The 18,164-nt window shown below is 36.6% G+C and carries 17 protein-coding genes; 8 read left to right on the top strand and 9 right to left on the bottom strand.

Annotation, left to right across the window (positions count from 1 at the left end):
* Positions 1–536: 536 nt before the first annotated feature.
* Positions 537–1,262 carry a response regulator transcription factor gene (locus tag AB1278_RS10340; RefSeq protein WP_062675197.1) on the top strand — a complete coding sequence of 242 codons (726 nt, stop codon included), beginning with the start codon at positions 537–539 and terminating at the stop codon, positions 1,260–1,262.
* A 161-nt stretch (positions 1,263–1,423) separates the two neighbouring features.
* Here AB1278_RS10340 and AB1278_RS10345 read toward each other — a convergent pair whose 3' ends face one another.
* On the bottom strand, positions 1,424–1,783 hold the full coding sequence (locus tag AB1278_RS10345; protein ID WP_137906036.1) for a prevent-host-death protein: 360 nt from the start codon (positions 1,781–1,783) through the stop codon (positions 1,424–1,426).
* Between the two features lie 253 nt (positions 1,784–2,036).
* Between AB1278_RS10345 and gndA the strand changes: the two genes are divergently transcribed.
* From gndA to AB1278_RS10370, 5 genes are all read left to right on the top strand, one after another.
* The gene (gndA, locus tag AB1278_RS10350; protein ID WP_429814179.1) at positions 2,037–3,455 is read left to right on the top strand and encodes an NADP-dependent phosphogluconate dehydrogenase; all 1,419 of its coding nucleotides are present in this window, start codon (positions 2,037–2,039) and stop codon (positions 3,453–3,455) included.
* Between the two features lie 11 nt (positions 3,456–3,466).
* Positions 3,467–4,948 (top strand): glucose-6-phosphate dehydrogenase, encoded by a 1,482-nt coding sequence (gene zwf / locus AB1278_RS10355; protein WP_429814182.1) that lies wholly within the window; start codon positions 3,467–3,469, stop codon positions 4,946–4,948.
* Between the two features lie 26 nt (positions 4,949–4,974).
* Positions 4,975–5,685 (top strand): 6-phosphogluconolactonase, encoded by a 711-nt coding sequence (gene pgl, locus AB1278_RS10360; RefSeq protein ID WP_429814185.1) that lies wholly within the window; start codon positions 4,975–4,977, stop codon positions 5,683–5,685.
* A 663-nt stretch (positions 5,686–6,348) separates the two neighbouring features.
* Complete coding sequence (locus AB1278_RS10365; protein ID WP_429814189.1) at positions 6,349–6,978, top strand: TetR/AcrR family transcriptional regulator; 630 nt, start codon at positions 6,349–6,351, stop codon at positions 6,976–6,978.
* A 696-nt stretch (positions 6,979–7,674) separates the two neighbouring features.
* Positions 7,675–8,313, top strand: a complete 639-nt coding sequence (locus AB1278_RS10370; RefSeq protein WP_110011162.1) for a TetR/AcrR family transcriptional regulator — start codon at positions 7,675–7,677, stop codon at positions 8,311–8,313.
* Between the two features lie 68 nt (positions 8,314–8,381).
* On the opposite strand, the gene AB1278_RS10375 is transcribed toward AB1278_RS10370, so the two are convergent.
* From AB1278_RS10375 to AB1278_RS10400, 6 genes are all read right to left on the bottom strand, one after another.
* Complete coding sequence (locus AB1278_RS10375; protein WP_429814192.1) at positions 8,382–9,908, bottom strand: peroxidase, FMP-type; 1,527 nt, start codon at positions 9,906–9,908, stop codon at positions 8,382–8,384.
* 18 nt (positions 9,909–9,926) lie between these two features.
* Positions 9,927–11,381 carry a ferritin-like domain-containing protein gene (locus AB1278_RS10380; RefSeq protein ID WP_429814195.1) on the bottom strand — a complete coding sequence of 485 codons (1,455 nt, stop codon included), beginning with the start codon at positions 11,379–11,381 and terminating at the stop codon, positions 9,927–9,929.
* A 4-nt stretch (positions 11,382–11,385) separates the two neighbouring features.
* On the bottom strand, positions 11,386–13,461 hold the full coding sequence (locus AB1278_RS10385; protein ID WP_429814198.1) for a GMC oxidoreductase: 2,076 nt from the start codon (positions 13,459–13,461) through the stop codon (positions 11,386–11,388).
* Positions 13,458–13,904: a hypothetical protein gene (locus tag AB1278_RS10390; RefSeq protein WP_202838742.1), complete on the bottom strand. Its 447-nt coding sequence runs from the start codon at positions 13,902–13,904 to the stop codon at positions 13,458–13,460. Before AB1278_RS10390 ends, AB1278_RS10385 begins: the two co-directional genes overlap by 4 nt.
* Positions 13,905–14,345: 441 nt before the next feature.
* The gene (locus AB1278_RS10395) at positions 14,346–14,771 is read right to left on the bottom strand and encodes a RidA family protein (RefSeq protein WP_202838743.1); all 426 of its coding nucleotides are present in this window, start codon (positions 14,769–14,771) and stop codon (positions 14,346–14,348) included.
* Between the two features lie 154 nt (positions 14,772–14,925).
* Complete coding sequence (locus AB1278_RS10400) at positions 14,926–15,528, bottom strand: FMN-dependent NADH-azoreductase (protein WP_202838744.1); 603 nt, start codon at positions 15,526–15,528, stop codon at positions 14,926–14,928.
* 116 nt (positions 15,529–15,644) lie between these two features.
* On the opposite strand from AB1278_RS10400, the gene AB1278_RS10405 reads away from it, so the two are divergent.
* A complete protein-coding gene (locus tag AB1278_RS10405; protein ID WP_202838745.1) occupies positions 15,645–16,001 on the top strand; it encodes a winged helix-turn-helix transcriptional regulator in 357 nt (118 codons plus the stop codon).
* Positions 16,002–16,112: 111 nt separating this feature from the next.
* Positions 16,113–16,709: a Crp/Fnr family transcriptional regulator gene (locus AB1278_RS10410; RefSeq protein ID WP_202838746.1), complete on the top strand. Its 597-nt coding sequence runs from the start codon at positions 16,113–16,115 to the stop codon at positions 16,707–16,709.
* A 15-nt stretch (positions 16,710–16,724) separates the two neighbouring features.
* Here AB1278_RS10410 and AB1278_RS10415 read toward each other — a convergent pair whose 3' ends face one another.
* Entirely contained in the window at positions 16,725–17,567 is an 843-nt protein-coding gene (locus AB1278_RS10415; RefSeq protein WP_429814202.1) for a universal stress protein, read from the bottom strand.
* Between the two features lie 20 nt (positions 17,568–17,587).
* Positions 17,588–18,040 (bottom strand): MarR family winged helix-turn-helix transcriptional regulator, encoded by a 453-nt coding sequence (locus AB1278_RS10420; protein ID WP_202838748.1) that lies wholly within the window; start codon positions 18,038–18,040, stop codon positions 17,588–17,590.
* Between the last annotated feature and the right edge of the window lie 124 nt (positions 18,041–18,164).

The raw sequence follows: 18,164 nt of genomic DNA on the forward strand, positions 1-18,164 counted from the left end.
GGGTCTAAGTAGGTGGGAATAATGGCAGCTGCAGAGTTGGTGGCCTTTTTATATTTTTTTATAAAAATCACTCACTTTACTGCACGGGTTGTTGTATTTTTTAATGTGTTTTGATTTCTTTCATTTTTATATAGTTTTCTTAGTTTAGTTTTTATGATTGTGACTTGGGTAAAAATAATTTAATAAAAACTTAATATGACTATACTTTTGTATAGTTTTAAATCAAAGATTGATGAATTAATAAGAAACTGATCTTCCCAAAATGCTTTCAACACAGAAAAATACAAGTTTCATTTAAAAACAATGATTTATATAAATATCTTTCTTTCATTCTTTCTCTTTTTTATCTCCATACATGTGCGAAAATGTAATAAAATGAAGTTGTATAGATTTTTTTATTATCAAAATAAATAATTTATAGTTTTTAGTTTAATTATAATTAAGTTTTGATAGATTTTTTATTTAGCTTAATTATGAATATGTTTGCAAAAGTCGCCTAATAAAAAAGTTTTATATCTTATTATCATGTCAAAAATATGAGTGATAAAAATAATTCATTATATGCCGGAAAGGCATCAGAGAAGTATCTTAATGTACTAAAAGCGGTATCGGAAACCAGTCTGGGCTGTGTTTATATTGCAGATCTTAAAACAAGAAAATTAGAGTTCATTTCTGAGAATCCTCTTCTTTTTTCTGGTTTAAGTGCTGCTGAAGTTGAAAAAATGGGTTATAATTTTTTTCGTAAATACACCAAGAAGGCAGATCTTGACATATTAAAGAAAGTAAGTACCAACGGATTAAAGTTTTTTGAATGCCTTTCACCTGAAGAAAAAAAAGTACATACCATTACCTATGATTTTCATCTTAAATATGCCAACAGTGTAGATGTGCTTGTCAATCATAAGATTACACCTATAGAACTCTTTGATGATGGAGAAATCTCCAAAATAGTCTGTGTAGTGTCCTATTCTCTTAACCGGTCTGCGGGAAATATCAGGATCGTTTCTAATACCTCAGAAACCTATTGGAAGTATAATCTCTTCACTGGAAAATGGACAGAAGAATCTAAAGTTGCCCTAAAATTAAGGGAAATAGAAATAATACGGCTTTATCTTCAGGGATTAAAAATAGAAGAAATTGCAGAACAATTGTTTGTGTCACCAAGTACCATAAAGTTTCACAGAAGCAAATTGTTTGAGAGAATTGGAGTGAAGAATATCATCGAAGCAATATCCTACGTAATAACGAATAATTTGATTTAAACTATACTTTTTTAAATATTTCCAGCTCGAAATGGCTGAGAATCAAAATAGAACGCTCAGTATAACTTACCGTTTTTAATTAAAAACCGGTTGCTTTCTGTGTATTGTTTTCTGAACATTCTCCCTCTGCAAAATGATAGAAGGAGAATGCCCGGAACAGCTTAATTAAGCTGATAATTTGTAATTACTAAACTCAGGATGAAATGAACATAATTCTGTTCTACCTCTTTTCTGTTAATCAGTTTGTTTTTGTATTCATAAGAATTCAGATCGCGGGATAATTTCTGATACGTTTCAAAATCATCACCCTTTATCTTTACTCTTATATTACCATCTTTTCTGTTAATAAGTACATCATCCAGAGTTCTTACTTTAAATAAAACTTCGCATAACGTAGGGCGAGCCTTCATGGAACCGATATATCTTTCAACTATATTAATCTTGAACGAATCAAATATGATGTTATTAAAAACGATTTTAGAATTAGGCTCCTGAGTGTTGAGTTCAAGTTTATAGTTCATTACTTTATAAATTTTGGCAAATATAAGTTTAATTATGCCAAAAAACCGACTGTTTTAATAGATCATTCCCATATTAATGATTGAATTTTATTCTATAAACACAAAATCATATGAAAATGTGAATATTAGAGGCTTATAAATGAGGACGTAACAAAAGTGTAACAAACATTTTCTTTCCTTTTATTTTTTTCATTATAGGCATTTCCGTAATTTTATTCTCTGTATAACAAAAATTCATATTAATACCAATATAATGGAAAGATATAGTTATGGGATGGTTGGCCTTGGAGTAATGGGGCGGAATCTGCTTTATAATATCGCTGACAACGGGTTTTCAATCGCAGGATTCGACCTTGATCAGGAGAAAGTTAAAGAATTAGAAGGCGGAGCTGCTTCAGAAATGAAGGTGAAGGGTACAGGATCTTTAGAAGACTTTGTATCCGCATTGGAAGTTCCAAGAAAAATTATTCTTATGGTTCCTGCAGGAAAACCTGTAGATGCTGTGCTGGAAAATATCACCCCGCTTTTAAGCGAAGGCGATATCGTGATTGATGCAGGAAATTCTTATTTCGAAGATACCAACAGGCGTGTTGCTGACCTGGCATCTAAGAAACTGCATTTTATGGGAATGGGAGTGTCAGGAGGTGAAAAAGGAGCCAGAACAGGTCCAAGTATAATGCCTGGAGGGGATCTGGAAGCATTCAGACTTCTAAAACCGATGCTGGAAGCCATTGCAGCCAAAGTAGACAACGAAGCGTGTACAGCATATATGGGAAAAGGATCTGCCGGAAACTATGTGAAAATGGTACACAACGGTATTGAATATGCCATAATGCAGCTGATCAGTGAAGCTTATGATCTCCTTAAAAGAGGAGCAGGTTTAAATAATGAACAGCTTTATCAGGTTTTCAAAGAATGGAATAACGGCGAAATGAACTCGTTCCTTATTGAAATTACCAGAGATATTTTCACACAAAAAGATTCATTAACAGATGGCTATCTTGTAGATCAGATTTTAGATAAAGCAGGAGCAAAAGGAACCGGAAAATGGACTTCAGAACAGGCCATGGAAATCGGAGTTTCTATTCCTACCATTGATATTGCGGTAACTTCAAGAATTTTATCTGCTTATAAAAACGAGAGAGTTCAGGCTTCAAAAATATATGCCGATAACGAAATTGTAAAACCTGAAAATACAGAATTATTCATTCAGGAGGTTGGCGATGCTCTTTTCCTTTCTACTTTAATCAGCTATGCACAAGGTTTATCTTTACTGGTAAAAGCATCTGAAGAATACGGCTTTGAAATTCCATTGAAAGATGTTGTGAAAATCTGGAGAGGAGGATGTATTATCCGTTCAGTTTTGCTGGAAAAATTCTATTCCGCTTATACCCAAAACCCTAACCTTTCTAATATTCTTCTTGATAAAGAAATTTCAGAACTGGTAAAATCAAAAATCAGAGGTTTAAGAAAAACAGCTGGATATGCCGCTACCAACGGAATCTCAAGCCTGGGACTTCAGACAGCTTTAGGATATTTTGATGCATATACTACAGAATCTCTTCCCGTGAATCTTATCCAGGCTCAGCGTGATTATTTCGGAGCTCATACTTATCAGCGTATTGACAGAGAAGGAGTTTTCCATACTTCCTGGCAGAGTGCAAACAACTAAAATTCGGAAAAATGAATCAAAATAAAGTCTTGCAGCCAACAACTATTGTTATTTTTGGTGCTACAGGCGATCTGGCAAAAAGAAAACTTTTTCCGGCATTTTACAACTTATATATCGATGGCAGAATGCCCAAAGGCTTCAATATTGTAGCACTGGGAAGAGCAGAAAATACCAACGAAAATTTCAGAAATTATATCAAAGAAAACCTTGAAAGTTTCTCAAGAAAAAAAGTGACTTCCGAAGACTGGGCAGGTTTTCAGGCTCATATTACTTACTTTCAGCATCAGCTGGATGAAGAAAGTTCTTACGAAAATCTGCAGCAGAAACTGCAGGATTTCGATACCGTTTACGGGATGAGAGCAAACAGGCTGTTTTATTTATCCATCGGGCCTAGCTTTATTTCTACAATATCCAATCATATCAAAACGACTTTACTAGCTTCTGATCCGAAAAAAGACCGTATCATTATCGAGAAACCTTTTGGTCACAATAAACAATCTGCTGTTGAATTGAACAGCCTTTTGGCAAAAACATTTGAAGAAGAGCAGATTTACCGTATCGACCACTATCTGGGAAAAGAAACGGTGCAGAATATACTGGCTTTCAGATTTGGAAATTCTATTTTTGAGCCTTTATGGGATCATAAATATATAGAATCGGTACAGATTACGGTAGCGGAAGAAGTTGGAGTAGAGACAAGAGGAGCATTCTACGAACAGACAGGTGCGTTAAGAGATATGATTCAGAATCACCTGTTGCAGATTCTGTGTATGGTGGCTATGGAACCACCGGCTTCATTGCAGTCAGGTGAAATCAGAGACCGGAAAGTTGACGTTCTGAAATCAATTCGGAGAATATCTTCCGATCAGGTTGATCATTATGCGGTAAGAGGCCAGTATGGAAAAGGAACCATCAACGGTATTGAGGTGAAAGGCTACCGCCAGGAAGACGGAATTGCTCCTGATTCCAATACAGAGACTTTTGCAGCAATTAAATTTTATCTGGATAACGAAAGATGGCAGGATGTCCCTTTCTATGTCCGTACCGGAAAGAAAATGAAAGAAAAGCATTCTTACATTACCATTCAGTTTAAGCCGCTTCCTCACTCAACGTTCTCAGACAGCCCGCATCTTTTATCAGCCAACAGGTTGATCATTAATATTCAGCCCATGATGGATATCAGATTACAGTTCATGACCAAAAAGCCCGGGCTGACACTGGATCTGAAGCCTGCAGAAATGATTTTCGATAATTTTGCCTGTCAGGAAGATACTCCGGAAGCATATGAAACCTTATTACAGGATGCTCTTTTAGGAGATCTTACCTTATTTATGCGTTCCGATCAGGTGGAAGAGGCATGGGATGTAGTGACTACCATACAGGAAGCATGGGAAAATAACAAAGATTTATCTTTCCCGAATTATAAAGCAGGAAGCTGGGGACCGGAAGATGTTAATGCTTTGGTGGAAAGACAAGGGCACAGCTGGGTATAAATCAAAATAAAATTTAAACAGACAAAATGAATATCACAGTATTTGACGATCTGGAAAAACTGTACACAAAGGCAGCAGATGCATTTGTTGATCTTTCAAAAAAATCTATTCAGAAAAATGGCCATTTTGTGGTGGCGTTAAGTGGAGGCTCTTCCCCTAAAGCTATTTTCAAATTATTGGCAACACCGGAATATAAAGAAAAGATAGAATGGAATAAAGTCTACTTTTTTTGGGTAGATGAAAGATGGGTTCCTTTAAACGATGATAAGAGCAACTTCCGGATGACAGATGAGGCGCTTCTCAGTAAGGTTCCTGTTGACAAAAGCCATATCTTTCCTATGTATGCCGAAGGAATAACTCCTGAAGATTATGCAAAAGCTTATGAACAGCAGATAAGAACTGTTCTTGGTGATGAAGGTGTTTTTGATTTTATCCTGTTAGGAATGGGAGATGACGGCCATACAGCCTCATTATTTCCAGGCGAAGATGTTTTAAATGAAAAAGAAAAATGGGTATCTGCTTATTATCTTAAGCCTCAGGAAATGTTCAGAATTACATTGACTGCACCCATCATTAATCATGCTGAAAATATCCTGGTTATTGCATTCGGGGAATCTAAAAAGCATGCACTGAATGAAGTATTGAATGGTGAATATAATCCTTCGTTATATCCAATGCAGCTTATTGAGAAGAAGAATGGATTTCAGTTTTTTACAGATGAGAAAGCAAAAGGCTAATACAACTTCAATTTAAAAATAAGAGACTGTCCAAGGACAGTCTCTCTTCATATCAACTATTCTAATACCGGATTCCCGGTATATACAATTTTCTGTAGGTCAAACTAAAATAAGTTTTTAAATAAAAACAGCACCATTAGAGAACTCATGATGCTGCTGCATTTAATGTTTTTACCTTAGTTGCTTTTTGTTCGAAACTTTAATTTTTCAACTCAATGAGTGTTTCTATATAAAAATGGTTATTAGTTTGAAGCAAATATACAAAATAAGACACTTGTAAGTGTCTAACATGAGAAAAAAAATAAAAAAAATGATCAACAGTCTGGTAATGTGAAGAAAACCCTTTGTTAAAGGGACTTTTATGAGGCCATGAAATTTAAAAAAATTAAGCCTTAGCTGATCAAAAACTAAAAAAATACCCTTATTAATCAAAAACAGCATCATTTATAATGATGCTGTGGTAATGTTTTACCCCAGTAATGGAATAGTAAAATATTTATACTGAGGGAACTAACGGTGCAATCTAATCACTCTCAATCTCACAACTCTGATTGTCTGTTTATATAAAATGGTTATTAGTTAATGCAAATATATATATTTAGACACTAAAAAGTGTCTAAAATGAAAAAAAATTCATAAACTTGTACGATTGAAAAGTGTACCATGGAAAGAAAGTCAGCAGCAGGAAATATCCGGAACAAGGAACGCAGTAAAAAAAAATTTTTGGATGCCGTTGGAAAAATACTGAGAACAAAAGGATATACTGCCTTGAAAGTGAATAGTATTGCTGCTGCAGCCGGGGTTGATAAGAAAATGATCTATTCTTATTTTGGAGGAATAGATGGTCTGATAGATGAGTATATAGAGTCACAGGATTACTGGAGTAAAATAATGATTGAGGAAATAAAACCCCAGGTAAATGATAGAGGAAAATCCTTTATGGAAAACGCATTTTTCTCTCAATTTGATTATATTCACACCAACAAAGAGGCACAAAAACTACTTCTTTGGCGGTTATCAGAATCCCGTAAATCTTTAAAAAAGTTCACCGAAACTCAGGGAAAAAACGGGGAATACATTTTTAAGCTTTTAACGGATTTCCACTTTAAAAATAATGCTGAAAATGTTCGTGCCATCATGGCGATCATGACTTCAGGATTATACTACCTGAATATGTATGCCGAAATCAATGGGAGTATTTTCTGCGGAATTGATATAAGCACAACCAAAGGACGGGATGAAATAAAAAAAGCTGTTTCTTTTCTGCTGCATCATACCTGCAAAAACCTGTAGAACCTTTTGGAATCTGAAACTTATAAAAAAACAAACCATTAGAAATCTAATGGTCTGTATGTAAGTTGTGTTTCTACCTTAGTTGTTTCGTATCCGAAATTCTCATAAAGTGAGGGAACTAAAATAATACAATTTGAATTGTCTTATTTTTCAACCTAAAAAGTGTTTTAAAATATGTAGATGGTTTTAGTTTGTACAAATATATAAAATAAGACACTGCTAAGTGTGTAAAATTGTAATATTTTTCGTTATTTTATTTAATTTATTGAAAATCAGTATATTATTTTTTCAGTATTGATGTGAAAATTTCTCTTTATCGATGCTTTTTGATTAAGCTAAGTCTATGAAATAGTTTAAAATAGCGTCTTTAATAACAAAGAAGGATTGATCAGGGATATCTGTAGAAAATATTTATTTAATATCAAGCCATTATTTGCTATGTAAACAACAGCATCACTGTAAAAAATGATGCTGCTGTTGTTTGTACCTCAGTCATTTTTGTTCTAAATTTTTTAAAATGAGGGAACTAACGATACAATCTGAATAGTTTTTAATTCTCAATTTCAATAGTGTTTTGTATATTGAATGGTTATAGTTTGTACAAATATATACAAATAGATTGTTTTAGACACTAACTAGTGTCTAAAATAAAAAAAAATTTCTTAAACTTGTATCTTGTATATTGAATGTTTAGTCATGGAAAGAAAGTCAGCATCAGGTAGTATTAGGAATAAGGAACGCAGCAAAAAAAAGTTTTTGGATGCCGTTGGAAAAATACTGAAAACGAAGGGACATGCAGGGTTGAAGATTAATGATATCGCTGCGACTGCCGGGGTCGATAAGAAAATGATCTATACCTATTTTGGCGGAATGGATGGCCTCATGGACGAATATGTTCGTACACAGGATTTCTGGGTAAAAGTAACCAGCGAGGAAGTGGAAAAGATGAAACCGAATCTTGAAGATGGAGGCAGAGAATTTATCGAGCATATGCTGCTTTCCCAGTTTGATTACGTATACGCCAATAAAGAAGCTCAAAAATTATTGTTGTGGACTATTTCTGAACCCCGGAAATCATTAAAAAAACTGATTGACACTCAGGAGGAAAACGGAGAATATATCTTCAAATTATTGATGGAATCACATTTCAAAGATAAAATGGATACCTACCGTTCTATCATGGCCATTATGGTGTCAGGATTGTATTATCTCAATATGTTTTCGTCTCTGAACGGAAGTATTTTCTGTGGGATAGATACCAATACGCCTGAAGGACGGGAAAAAATCAAAAAGGCGATATCTTTCATGGTACAACAAACCCACGATAATCTTTAATCTGTTATAAAGAACATAAAAAAGGGACAATAGTTTGCCCCTTTTTTATATGATACTTATGGTATAGCCTATCCTTTATGATAAGGACAGCCAGAAGCTGTACCGGTATTTACTCCGGTATTATAGAACTGCTCTTCAATTACCTTTCTCTGATCCTCAGGAATATCCTGTATCTTTCGCAGGGTATTTACCTGGATATGAGGCCAGCTTGTGGTACCTCCGTCATTCCCGAAATCAAATTCAAAAAATACAATCTGCTCATACTGCAGCTGAAGAATCTCTTTTCCATCTTCAATTACTGTTTCGATCCACATATCCATATCCACCTCAACAGTCGGAACGAAACGGTTGACAAACGGAACATTCAAAACGCCTCCCTGTGCTCCTGTTTTCATTTTTGAAGACATTCTCACATGAACATGATTGCTGACTTTCTGGCCTCTTAACGTATCCCTGAGCCTCAGGTCAGGCCGTACAGAGTAAGGATATAAATTGTCTGCAAGAATTCTCTGGGTATAGATCTTATTGGAGCCGGGATCATTATCATCATTAAGTTTTTCATGAACCCACGCCGGTGCTGGCTGGTCAAGATCAATGATTTCTTCCGGTGTTACTCCGGCATTTCCCATGGTACGTGAAATGGAAAGATGATTGGTTTCCCATGCCTCTTTACCGTAAGGGAACTTAGGTGAACCTTCAATTAAATAGTACGTTGTCTTATCTTTATTCTGAGGAATAATATCTCCAAGCAAAGTAATGGTGCTTCCATGTGGAATAACACCGCTTCGGGAGATAGAGTAGTCCGGGATAAAATAAGGCCCATCAAGCCCTGCTCCCGGCTTTATTTCCTGTGCCGGAATGATTTCATAATAAGGCTGTCCCGATTGCAGCTGGCTTTGAAGAATGTATTGAGGGTTGGGTTCTTCGTCCGGTGTAATCCTTAGCAAAGGCTCGTCTCTGTATTCTCCGGTATATCCGTACTTTGCATCTTCTGTTAAAATGGCATGAATACCGCGGTCTCTTTCAATAGATTCTTTTGTTGCTGCATGGTTATAGACATCACTCAGCCATAGGTACATTCCGTTTTCTTCGTGGATAGGAGTATATTTCAGCGCATCCTGTCCCGGTATTGTATTAACACTTTTAATGCTTTGCTCGTATTTGACTGCTCCGCAAAAAAGCTCACTGGCACCGCCACGATTACGTACTCCGCCGGGAACAATGGAAAAGGTAAGTTTCTCAATATATTCTTCACTGGTAAAAGCGAACTTTCCGGGTATCGTCCCCGGATTGGTTCCGGGAGAAGGCATGATGGTTGTATGTACTCCGCTTGCTAACGAAGGGTTGCTAATATCTTTATTATAATTGACATTATAGCTTACCCATGTGCCATCCAGGGCAGCCAGAACTCCATAATCCACATTATTCTCAATAGCCTGCAGGTTATCTTCCCTGAATGGTCTTACCGGATCATCAATAAGAAGTTTAGAATATCCGTCCATTAATTCAGCCAGATTAACTTCACTTTGTCCCGGCATTCTGCGGAACAGCTGTTCTCCTCCTGCTTCCGGGCTCTCTTTTTTTCTTTTAAGCATGATATATCATTTTTATGGTTATAGGTCGATGTATTCGAATGTTGGCCCCGCATTGGTCTGAGCATCCAACGGTTGTTTCATCAGATTTACAGCCTGTTCTTTCAGAGCATACATATACATAATGGATTTTTCCAGTTCTCTCTGATTTCCTTCCACAGCGCTTTGTATGGTATCTAACAAACGTTTGTAGGTTTTATTGAACTCCACACCCTGAGCATGTAATTCTTTGTTTTTGACGTAATCTTCCAGCTTAGGGTTAGGTTTCATAGGATAGGCCTCGTTCCAGTCTACCGGAAGATCTTTTCCTGTAGGCGGTGTGGTTACAGGCATCATTCCATTTTCATCCATGAAAGGCTCATAGTTTCCTCCCAGATAAAAATGCTCATGGAAAACTTCTTTAAACCTGAAATAATGAGCCAGTTCAACCCCTTCTTCAAACTGGGACGGATCTACATCGAAAATAGAATCATCTGCACCTTCACCTTGCCCTTTGATTTCCTGGAAAACAGCAATTACTCCCGTTAAGGCTTCTACAGAATGAAGTTTCCCGCCGCTTCCGTAATATTGCTCAGGGCGGATCTGTTTTGCCGGATTTCCTGTGAAAATTCCTCCGGTATTTAATTCCTCAAAGTTTGTCGGAAGTGTCCCATGTGCTTTATAGTAAGCAATGATTTGGAAAACAACGATATAAAAGAATAATACGTCATAATATTCACCAATGGTGTGTACATTTTCCATGATGAAACCTTTCATGTTTTCAAGAGTCCAGAGGTGTTTTTCCTGTACGGCAGCTCTCTGAGAGTATAGTTCAGAAGTCTCCGCTTCATCATCATATTTCGGAGCTTTTACCACAGATGCACTCGGACTTTCAATGGCAATAAACGTGGCAATACTGTTGCTTGAGAATGTTTCCAACCCTACATAGAAATCAACGTTCATCGGTAATTTCATGGGATAAACAGGGTAGTTCTCCTTTTTGTTGACAGATGGCTGAATATCGATGGCATTCAGTACATTACAAACCATAATCAGGTGAAGCATTTCCTCTACAGCAACACTTCTGATAATTTGTGAAGCCAGAGCATTGGTTCCGTCTTTGATCGAGTACAAAGCTGTAAGATAGGGTGGAATTGTAGAATGTTCAATAAGAATGGCAGTTTGCAGAAGGTCCTTCAAAACCGGTTTGTAATCAATTTCTGTTACCTCTCTTTTCATTTCTGAAATTCCTGAACTGAACTGAGATTCCAGATAGGTATTAAAGTCACTTATCTGATCATTCAGTAAAAGATTAGTAACTGTTTTGCTGTGATGCTTTAATCCCCGTATCCAGTCTTCTTTGCTCAATGTTGAATCAAATAATAAAGAAGGTAATGAAATAGCTTCTGTAACCGCGGCACTTCTGGAAGCCATTCTGCCTGCTGTTAATAAAGTTTCCTGTGGTTGAACTGTTTTATTGATAAGTCTTTGTCTCATGTTGTTATTTTTTAAGTTGAATTTCAAGGTCAGCAAGGATGGATTCTACCGAACGGATTGTGAATGCTGATAATGTTAAAGTAGGATTTGATGTTCCCAGTGTGGTCATATTTCCCGCGCCTACGACGTATAAATTCGGATGATCCCAGGTTTTGCAGTAGCTGTCGGTTACGGATTCTTCAGCTTTAGAACCCATTCTGTGAGTTCCCACGATGTGCCCTGCACCATTGTAAGAATATCTTTTCTTATTGTATATCACAGAGTTTTTGTCTTTCTCAGTATATTTTGTGAAATCCGTGATGTTTAATCTTTTAAACATTTGATCCGAAGCATCTTTTGCCTGTTCCATAGCTTTCATTTCGTACTCTGTCAGTTCATAATGAATAACAGGGCGTGGAATTCCGAGAACATCCATATACTCATCATTAATGGTTACTCTGTTATTGGGATTCGGGAGCTGTTCAATTTCAAAATGAAATAATACCTGCTTTGAAAGTCTGTCGGTGAGCTTTTCTCTTAATTCTGCCCCAAACTTTTTATCATTGATAAATTCTGCCACATCAGAACCCGGAGAAAATGCCGGCCAGCCCCAGCCCCAATTGTCAAGGGGAGAAATCCATGCTGAAAAGTCCTTTCTGAACTCTCCGTCACGGAAAGAAGAAATATTTGTAGTAGAACCTGGACCTCTGTACGGATATACCGGTTCAGGGAAAAGTCCCCAGGTAAGCATTACCATATGATCCATCAGGTTTCTTCCCACCTGATCACTGCTGTTGGCTGCTGTTTTTACGCCTTCCGGGGTTGTATATTTGGAATTCAATAAAATTTTAGGGTTTTCAAAAGCATTGGCTGCAAGAATGACAATGGCATCAGACGTATCAATAGATTCTTCAACAAAATCAGTCTTTTCTTTTGAGAAATATCTTCTCAGATGGACTTTTGAAATTTTATGACTATCATTTTGATCAATGCTTAGCCTGTAAACAACACTCTGCGCCTGAATCTGCATGAATAGATTACGGCTCAGGTTATCATTATCATTCATTTTATATAAAGCCTTTTTCAATGTTTTTAACGCATTGTATTTTGCCTGAACAGGACAGATCGGAACACACGAAGCATTCCCTTCACAGCGTTCTCCCATATAAGGATTCCAAACAGAACCAAGAGCTTTGTATTCTTCTTTTTCAGAACTGTCTAAAACCAGTTTATAGCCGGAATCCTTTGGTTCTGCTTTAATGATCTTCGTTTTTCCGTATTTTGGATTTGGAATGGAATTCCTTCCCTGTGGAGAAGGCACCATCATTAAAGGAATCTCTCCTGAACTCAGCTTTACACTTGTCCCTTTAAGTCCCTCAATAATCTTATGATCCATGTAACTCTGAGGAATTTCTTCCATCGGAAATACATAGTTTCCATAATATTCTTCCGTCTTCTCTGTAATTGGATATTCCTGTCTTGAAACATCCCCGGAAACCCCGATTTCAAACTCAGCCATCTCATAATAAGGCCTTAATTCTTCATAACTTATCGGCCAGTCGACAGCAGTTTTCTCATCAGAATCCGGCTTTGGAATCTTGATGCCGTATTTTTCGGTAAGTTTAAAATCGTTGGGAAGCATTCTTGGTGTAGTTCCCAGCCAGTGAAGGGTAGTTCCGCCGCCTACCCGTATCGCATCACTTGCGAATGGCATCGGCCCGAACTGAACGAGATACCCTTTTTTATCCGGATATGGCTGGACAATATGTTCCATATCCAGAACGTTGGGAGAAGGAGCCTGCTTTAAGTTCGGATAAGGAGAGTTGGGAACTTTGGCTTCCTCTCTGTAAAAAGTACGGATATATTCATTATAAGTGGTCATTGAGGATACGGAATCCAGCTCAATACCTGCTTCCAGACCTGCTTCATACATAAGGATTGATATTTCCCTGATGTTATCGGATTTTCCGGCATCTGCACGATGGACCATTTTTCCTTTGGTTGCGTCAAATACGTGGTCGGATAATAGCTTTGCGATTAATGACCCAGCGATCCCTGTTCCTACAATGATCACATCTTTTTTGTTATGGGTTGGATTCATGATTGGGTGTTTACAGGTTTAATATTCCAAGATTTGTAGCCCGGTTGTTTGGCTCCCGGCGGGTGTGAATGCATCAGATTCCAGACAAGGCCTTCCTTGTAAGAAAGATCATTGATGTATGCTCCTTCCCAGGTTCCCAGATACCACATGGTGATTACTTTTCCTGAAATGTCATTCATTCCCGGATGGGCAATAATTTCAGATTGAATAGCCTTTTTTAATTCCTCTTCACCCGAAGAACTTTCAAGGATATTTTTAGAAACCGTAAGGAATTCTACGAAAGTGGCTGCTTCCAGGCATTTTAAAACATAAGTGTAATAGGTTTCTGCAAGCCCTGTTGACTGCAGTTCGTTTACCGTAAACCCGGTAAGCGCTTCCGAGATAGACATGAACACGTCGAAATAATAATCGTCGACGTTGAGAATTTTGTTAATAATATTCATTTCGTAAAAAATTTGGATTCAATATCTTCAACTCCTTTTAACAGGAGGCTATCAAGCTGATTGATCTACAGCTGCCGGATATTTCAGATAACACCTCTTTTTCAGAAATGATTGACTGTATTTCAAGCGATCCATAGTATCAGTTTTTGTTTATTCGAAATTAATCACATCCCGGCAGATAAGATTCAGTATTTCTACGTAATTTGAATTAACAGTGTCTTAATTTTTTGTAACAAATCCTTTATTTGAAGTGTTTATAAGAGATTTTATTTTCACATAGTTTAGAATTATTTTAAATAATGTGGTATCTGTTATCAAAATATATCGGATAAAACAGTGACGATTGCCGGTAATAGATAAAAAAAATGCCTGAATTGAATATTCAGGCAGGATTTTAATTAAGGTTGAAGGTAAGAATTATAATACCATTATCAGATATTTCTAGTTGGCCAGTTGTTTTACAGCAATGGCGTCGATCTCAAACAACATTCCGGGTAAAGCCAGTTGGCTTACGGGAATAAGTGTACTCGTAGGCAGGACCGAAGATTTCCAGACATTCCTGGCTTCCTCAGCCCATATTTCAAGTTTTTCCTGGTTGTGATTTACAATAAGCAAGGTGATTTTAACTATATTTTCAAATGTCATTGAATGGCTCTGTAAAACAATCTGTAAATTTTTCAAAGCATCCTGAACCTGAGTCTTAAAGTCATCTGCCAGCACATGATTTTCCCCCACACCGCCGCTCTGTCCGGATATAAAACACATCGTTGATGGAGATTCCACAGCAATACTGTGAGAGAAACCATAAGGGCTGGGATCAAATAACTCAGCAGGATTGATCAGTTTAGGCTGTTTATTTTTTTCCATAATCTTTTATTTAATAAAGTAAAAATGAGCAAAAAAAATTGAAAAAAACTTTACATATGTTGATGAAAATATTTTTAATCCTTTACATATTTTCATCAATAATAAAATTCTGATGCAAAAAAAATACTGTTCAAAGGAACAGCATTTTTAGTTTTTACTCTACAACAATACTTTCAATCCCCTTTTGCAGGGCTGTATCCTGTATCACCGGAACAGAAAGTCCCTCTGCACGGACAACAGAAATATCTGTCATCCCCATAAAGCCTAGAGTTTGTTTTAAGTAAGGAACTACAAAATCATAAGATTGTCTTTCTCCTTCAGAATACACACCACCACTTGAAAAGGCAAGATATACTTTTTTATTTTTCACCAGGCCTTCAGGACCGTTTTCGCTATAGCTGAATGTTTTTCCTGCTCTGGCAATATGATCAAGCCATGATTTTAATGTAGAAGTGATACTGAAGTTGTAAAGGGGAGCTTCAATAATGATAATGTCAGCCTCATGTAATTCATCAATTACCGTGTCTGAAAGTTTTACGATTTCCTGCTGTTCAGAAGTGCGGTTTTCAGCTGGAGTAAAAAATGCATTGATATGAGCTTCTTCCAGATGGGGAAAAAGCGGATTGGTCAAATCACGCTTTTTAAAAACGCTGTCAGGATACTTTGCTGCAATTTTTTCTACAACAGCATGACCCAGTTTTTTACTGATTGATGATTCGCTTCTCGGGCTTGAAATGATATGAAGTACACGTTTCATTTTTTTATTTTTTTAAAATTGATGTTTCAAAATTATCTATATTTACTAATAAAAAGATAGTAGTTACCAAAAGGTTAGTAATAACATTTAGGTTAGTAATAAGTAAAAACAGAAGAATGGAAGAAGAAAAAATAGTGTACTCAAGGCCGCAGTGCAGTACCCATCTGGCTGCTACTGAGGATGCTTTATATGTTTTGGGTGGGCGGTGGACCATCAGGGTAATGATCGCTATTTTGGGCGGACATACCCGCTTTAATGAGTTACAGCGGACCATCAATGGAATTTCGGCAAGAGTCTTATCCAGCGAATTGAAAAAACTGGAGGTAAATCACCTGGTGGAAAGAACTGTGATTACGGATCAGAAGCCGGTGCTGGTAGAATATGTTCCCACAGAATATAGTGAATCCCTGAAAGATGTGATTGCTGCTTTGGCAGATTGGGGTTCCAAACACAAAAAGAAAATTACAGCTTAATAGATATAAGAAGAGTAGTGTAGAAAAAGAGTATTACTGTTTTTGTGGTATTTAATAAGTTGTAACATTGCTTATTCTTTAAGTATTTTTACTCAAATTAATAATGGTAAGATGATCATAGATGAAGAATTATTATTTTCCCTCGGAGCCAGTCTGGAAAAGTATGAAGCAGGTGAAACTATTTTTCAGGAAGGATCTGCTGTAAAATTCTATTTTCAGATCAAATATGGTACCGTTAAACTGAATAATTTATTGGAAGACGGAAAAGAATTTGTTCATGGGCTTCCTTTTGATGGCCATTGTATTGGTGAAAGCTATTTATTTACCAATCACCATTATGCTGTGAATGCTATTGCGGTCACCAGCTGTGAAATTATCAGGCTTTCCAAAACCAGGTTCCTTGAATTCCTGGTGGGAAATCCTTTATTAATGCTTGAAATAAATAAATATACCGCAGACAGACTTCATTTCAGATATATGATTTCAAGCTTTCTGGCAATTTCAGATCCTATTGTAAAGCTCACGAAGCTTTTTGATCACCTTAAAAGATATTTCGGTTATGAAGAACCCTATTCATTTCTGATTCCTTACACCAGACAGCAAATAGCAACCTTAACCGGCCTTCGGGTAGAGACGGTGATCCGCTATGTTAAGAAAATGGAAGAGCTGGCAATGGTTAAAATTGAAAATGCTAAAATTTATTATTAGCTTTCAATTTTCTTGTTATTTTAAAATTAAAACAGGCTGAGAGGTGTTCTGATAAATTCCTTCGGAAATACTTCTGCTTGCCAGATAATACAAGAAGCTGTGCTTACCGGGTAGTGCTATAATAAGGTCTGCCTTATCTGATACAGCAAAGTCCAGTATACCTTTAATAATATTTTCATCATGAGAATAATGAATACTGCTCGGAATTTCCGTTAAATGCTCACGAATGTAATCCTCCAGTTCTCTTTTTTGCGTTTCGTCCTCTTTTTCACTGGTGTTGATATTGAGAAATGAAAGACGGACATCTTGCTTATGAATAACAGATTTGTGGTGAAACAGTCTTTCTAACCTTTTAATACCTCTTATATCACAAGGAATAAATATATTCTTAATAGGTGAATAATGGTAGCTGTTGGGAACAATTAATGTTTTCACAGGACTTGTTCTGGCAATACTTATAATATTCTCAGAAACAAAACTTTCAGTAGAAGAGGTCTGGTCATCACTTCCCAGGATAATCAGTTCCACAGAAGGCTGGTTTTTTAAAAGCTCATTAATACTTCTGGTGAGTGCCCAATCGCTCAATACCCTGGAAACTTTTACTTCAGGCGACTTTTCAGCGATGATATCCGTTAACTGATCGAATAGCAATTCTGTCCTTTGCAGCAGGTTGTTGATACTTTCTTCATTGACAAATGAATGCCCTTCTGCGATATGCAGGTAGTCAAATTCAGATTCTCCTGCATTTTTTAACAGGATAATATTTTGATATTCGTAGGTTTTTGCCCAGTCTGCGGCAACTCTTACTGCATTTTCCGTAGTTGATGTAAAATCAACAGGTACAAGAATTGTTCTCATATTGTATCATGTTTTAGTGCTTATTCTTCCAGGTTAGCTGTCATTTTTTTTACCAAAAGCAGCGCTTTGCTGATCTCTTTTTCTTCTATATCACCAGCTGCCTTTTTATAAAGATCCAGGGCCCATGGATAAACGGTTTCTACAATCTGTTTGCCTTTCGGAGTTAAAAAGATCTGTTTGTTTCTCCTGTCTTTTTTATCAGCTATCCGTTCAACAAGATCCTTTTTCACGAGGCTGTTGATGAGATAGGTGATACTTGACTTGTCTTTGCTTACTTTATTTCCAATTTCCTGCTGGTTGATGCCGTTATGTCTTGAAAGCAAACCAAGAATTTCAATCAGTTCAAAAGAAAGATCCGGATCATAAATAGTAATGATAGTCTGGATCTTCTGGCGGAGACGGCTTTTCATTTCACTCATTGCCAGGCCAAGCTCCAGAGCCAGCTCTGATAGATTATTCTGTTTTACAGGCATACTTTTATATTAATGATGAAACAGGATAAGAAGCATTTTTCCGATGGATTTTATAGCATGACTTATCATAACAAATATACAAAAAATTAGTTTTAATTAAAACTAATTTTGATGAAATAACAGA

Source organism: Chryseobacterium sp. NRRL B-14798, assembly GCF_050470705.1.
Classification (GTDB): domain Bacteria; phylum Bacteroidota; class Bacteroidia; order Flavobacteriales; family Weeksellaceae; genus Chryseobacterium; species Chryseobacterium cupriresistens.

Coding starts and splice junctions, on each gene's coding strand:
- AB1278_RS10400 (WP_202838744.1), bottom strand. CDS start 15,528: ATGAAACGTGTACTTCATATCATTTCAAGCCCGAGAAGCGAATCATCA.
- zwf (WP_429814182.1), top strand. CDS start 3,467: ATGAATCAAAATAAAGTCTTGCAGCCAACAACTATTGTTATTTTTGGT.
- AB1278_RS10420 (WP_202838748.1), bottom strand. CDS start 18,040: ATGCCTGTAAAACAGAATAATCTATCAGAGCTGGCTCTGGAGCTTGGC.
- AB1278_RS10405 (WP_202838745.1), top strand. CDS start 15,645: ATGGAAGAAGAAAAAATAGTGTACTCAAGGCCGCAGTGCAGTACCCAT.
- AB1278_RS10370 (WP_110011162.1), top strand. CDS start 7,675: ATGGAAAGAAAGTCAGCATCAGGTAGTATTAGGAATAAGGAACGCAGC.
- gndA (WP_429814179.1), top strand. CDS start 2,037: ATGGAAAGATATAGTTATGGGATGGTTGGCCTTGGAGTAATGGGGCGG.
- AB1278_RS10340 (WP_062675197.1), top strand. CDS start 537: ATGAGTGATAAAAATAATTCATTATATGCCGGAAAGGCATCAGAGAAG.
- AB1278_RS10380 (WP_429814195.1), bottom strand. CDS start 11,381: ATGAGACAAAGACTTATCAATAAAACAGTTCAACCACAGGAAACTTTA.
- pgl (WP_429814185.1), top strand. CDS start 4,975: ATGAATATCACAGTATTTGACGATCTGGAAAAACTGTACACAAAGGCA.
- AB1278_RS10385 (WP_429814198.1), bottom strand. CDS start 13,461: ATGAATCCAACCCATAACAAAAAAGATGTGATCATTGTAGGAACAGGG.
- AB1278_RS10345 (WP_137906036.1), bottom strand. CDS start 1,783: ATGAACTATAAACTTGAACTCAACACTCAGGAGCCTAATTCTAAAATC.
- AB1278_RS10395 (WP_202838743.1), bottom strand. CDS start 14,771: ATGGAAAAAAATAAACAGCCTAAACTGATCAATCCTGCTGAGTTATTT.
- AB1278_RS10375 (WP_429814192.1), bottom strand. CDS start 9,908: ATGCTTAAAAGAAAAAAAGAGAGCCCGGAAGCAGGAGGAGAACAGCTG.
- AB1278_RS10415 (WP_429814202.1), bottom strand. CDS start 17,567: ATGAGAACAATTCTTGTACCTGTTGATTTTACATCAACTACGGAAAAT.
- AB1278_RS10365 (WP_429814189.1), top strand. CDS start 6,349: ATGGAAAGAAAGTCAGCAGCAGGAAATATCCGGAACAAGGAACGCAGT.
- AB1278_RS10410 (WP_202838746.1), top strand. CDS start 16,113: ATGATCATAGATGAAGAATTATTATTTTCCCTCGGAGCCAGTCTGGAA.
- AB1278_RS10390 (WP_202838742.1), bottom strand. CDS start 13,904: ATGAATATTATTAACAAAATTCTCAACGTCGACGATTATTATTTCGAC.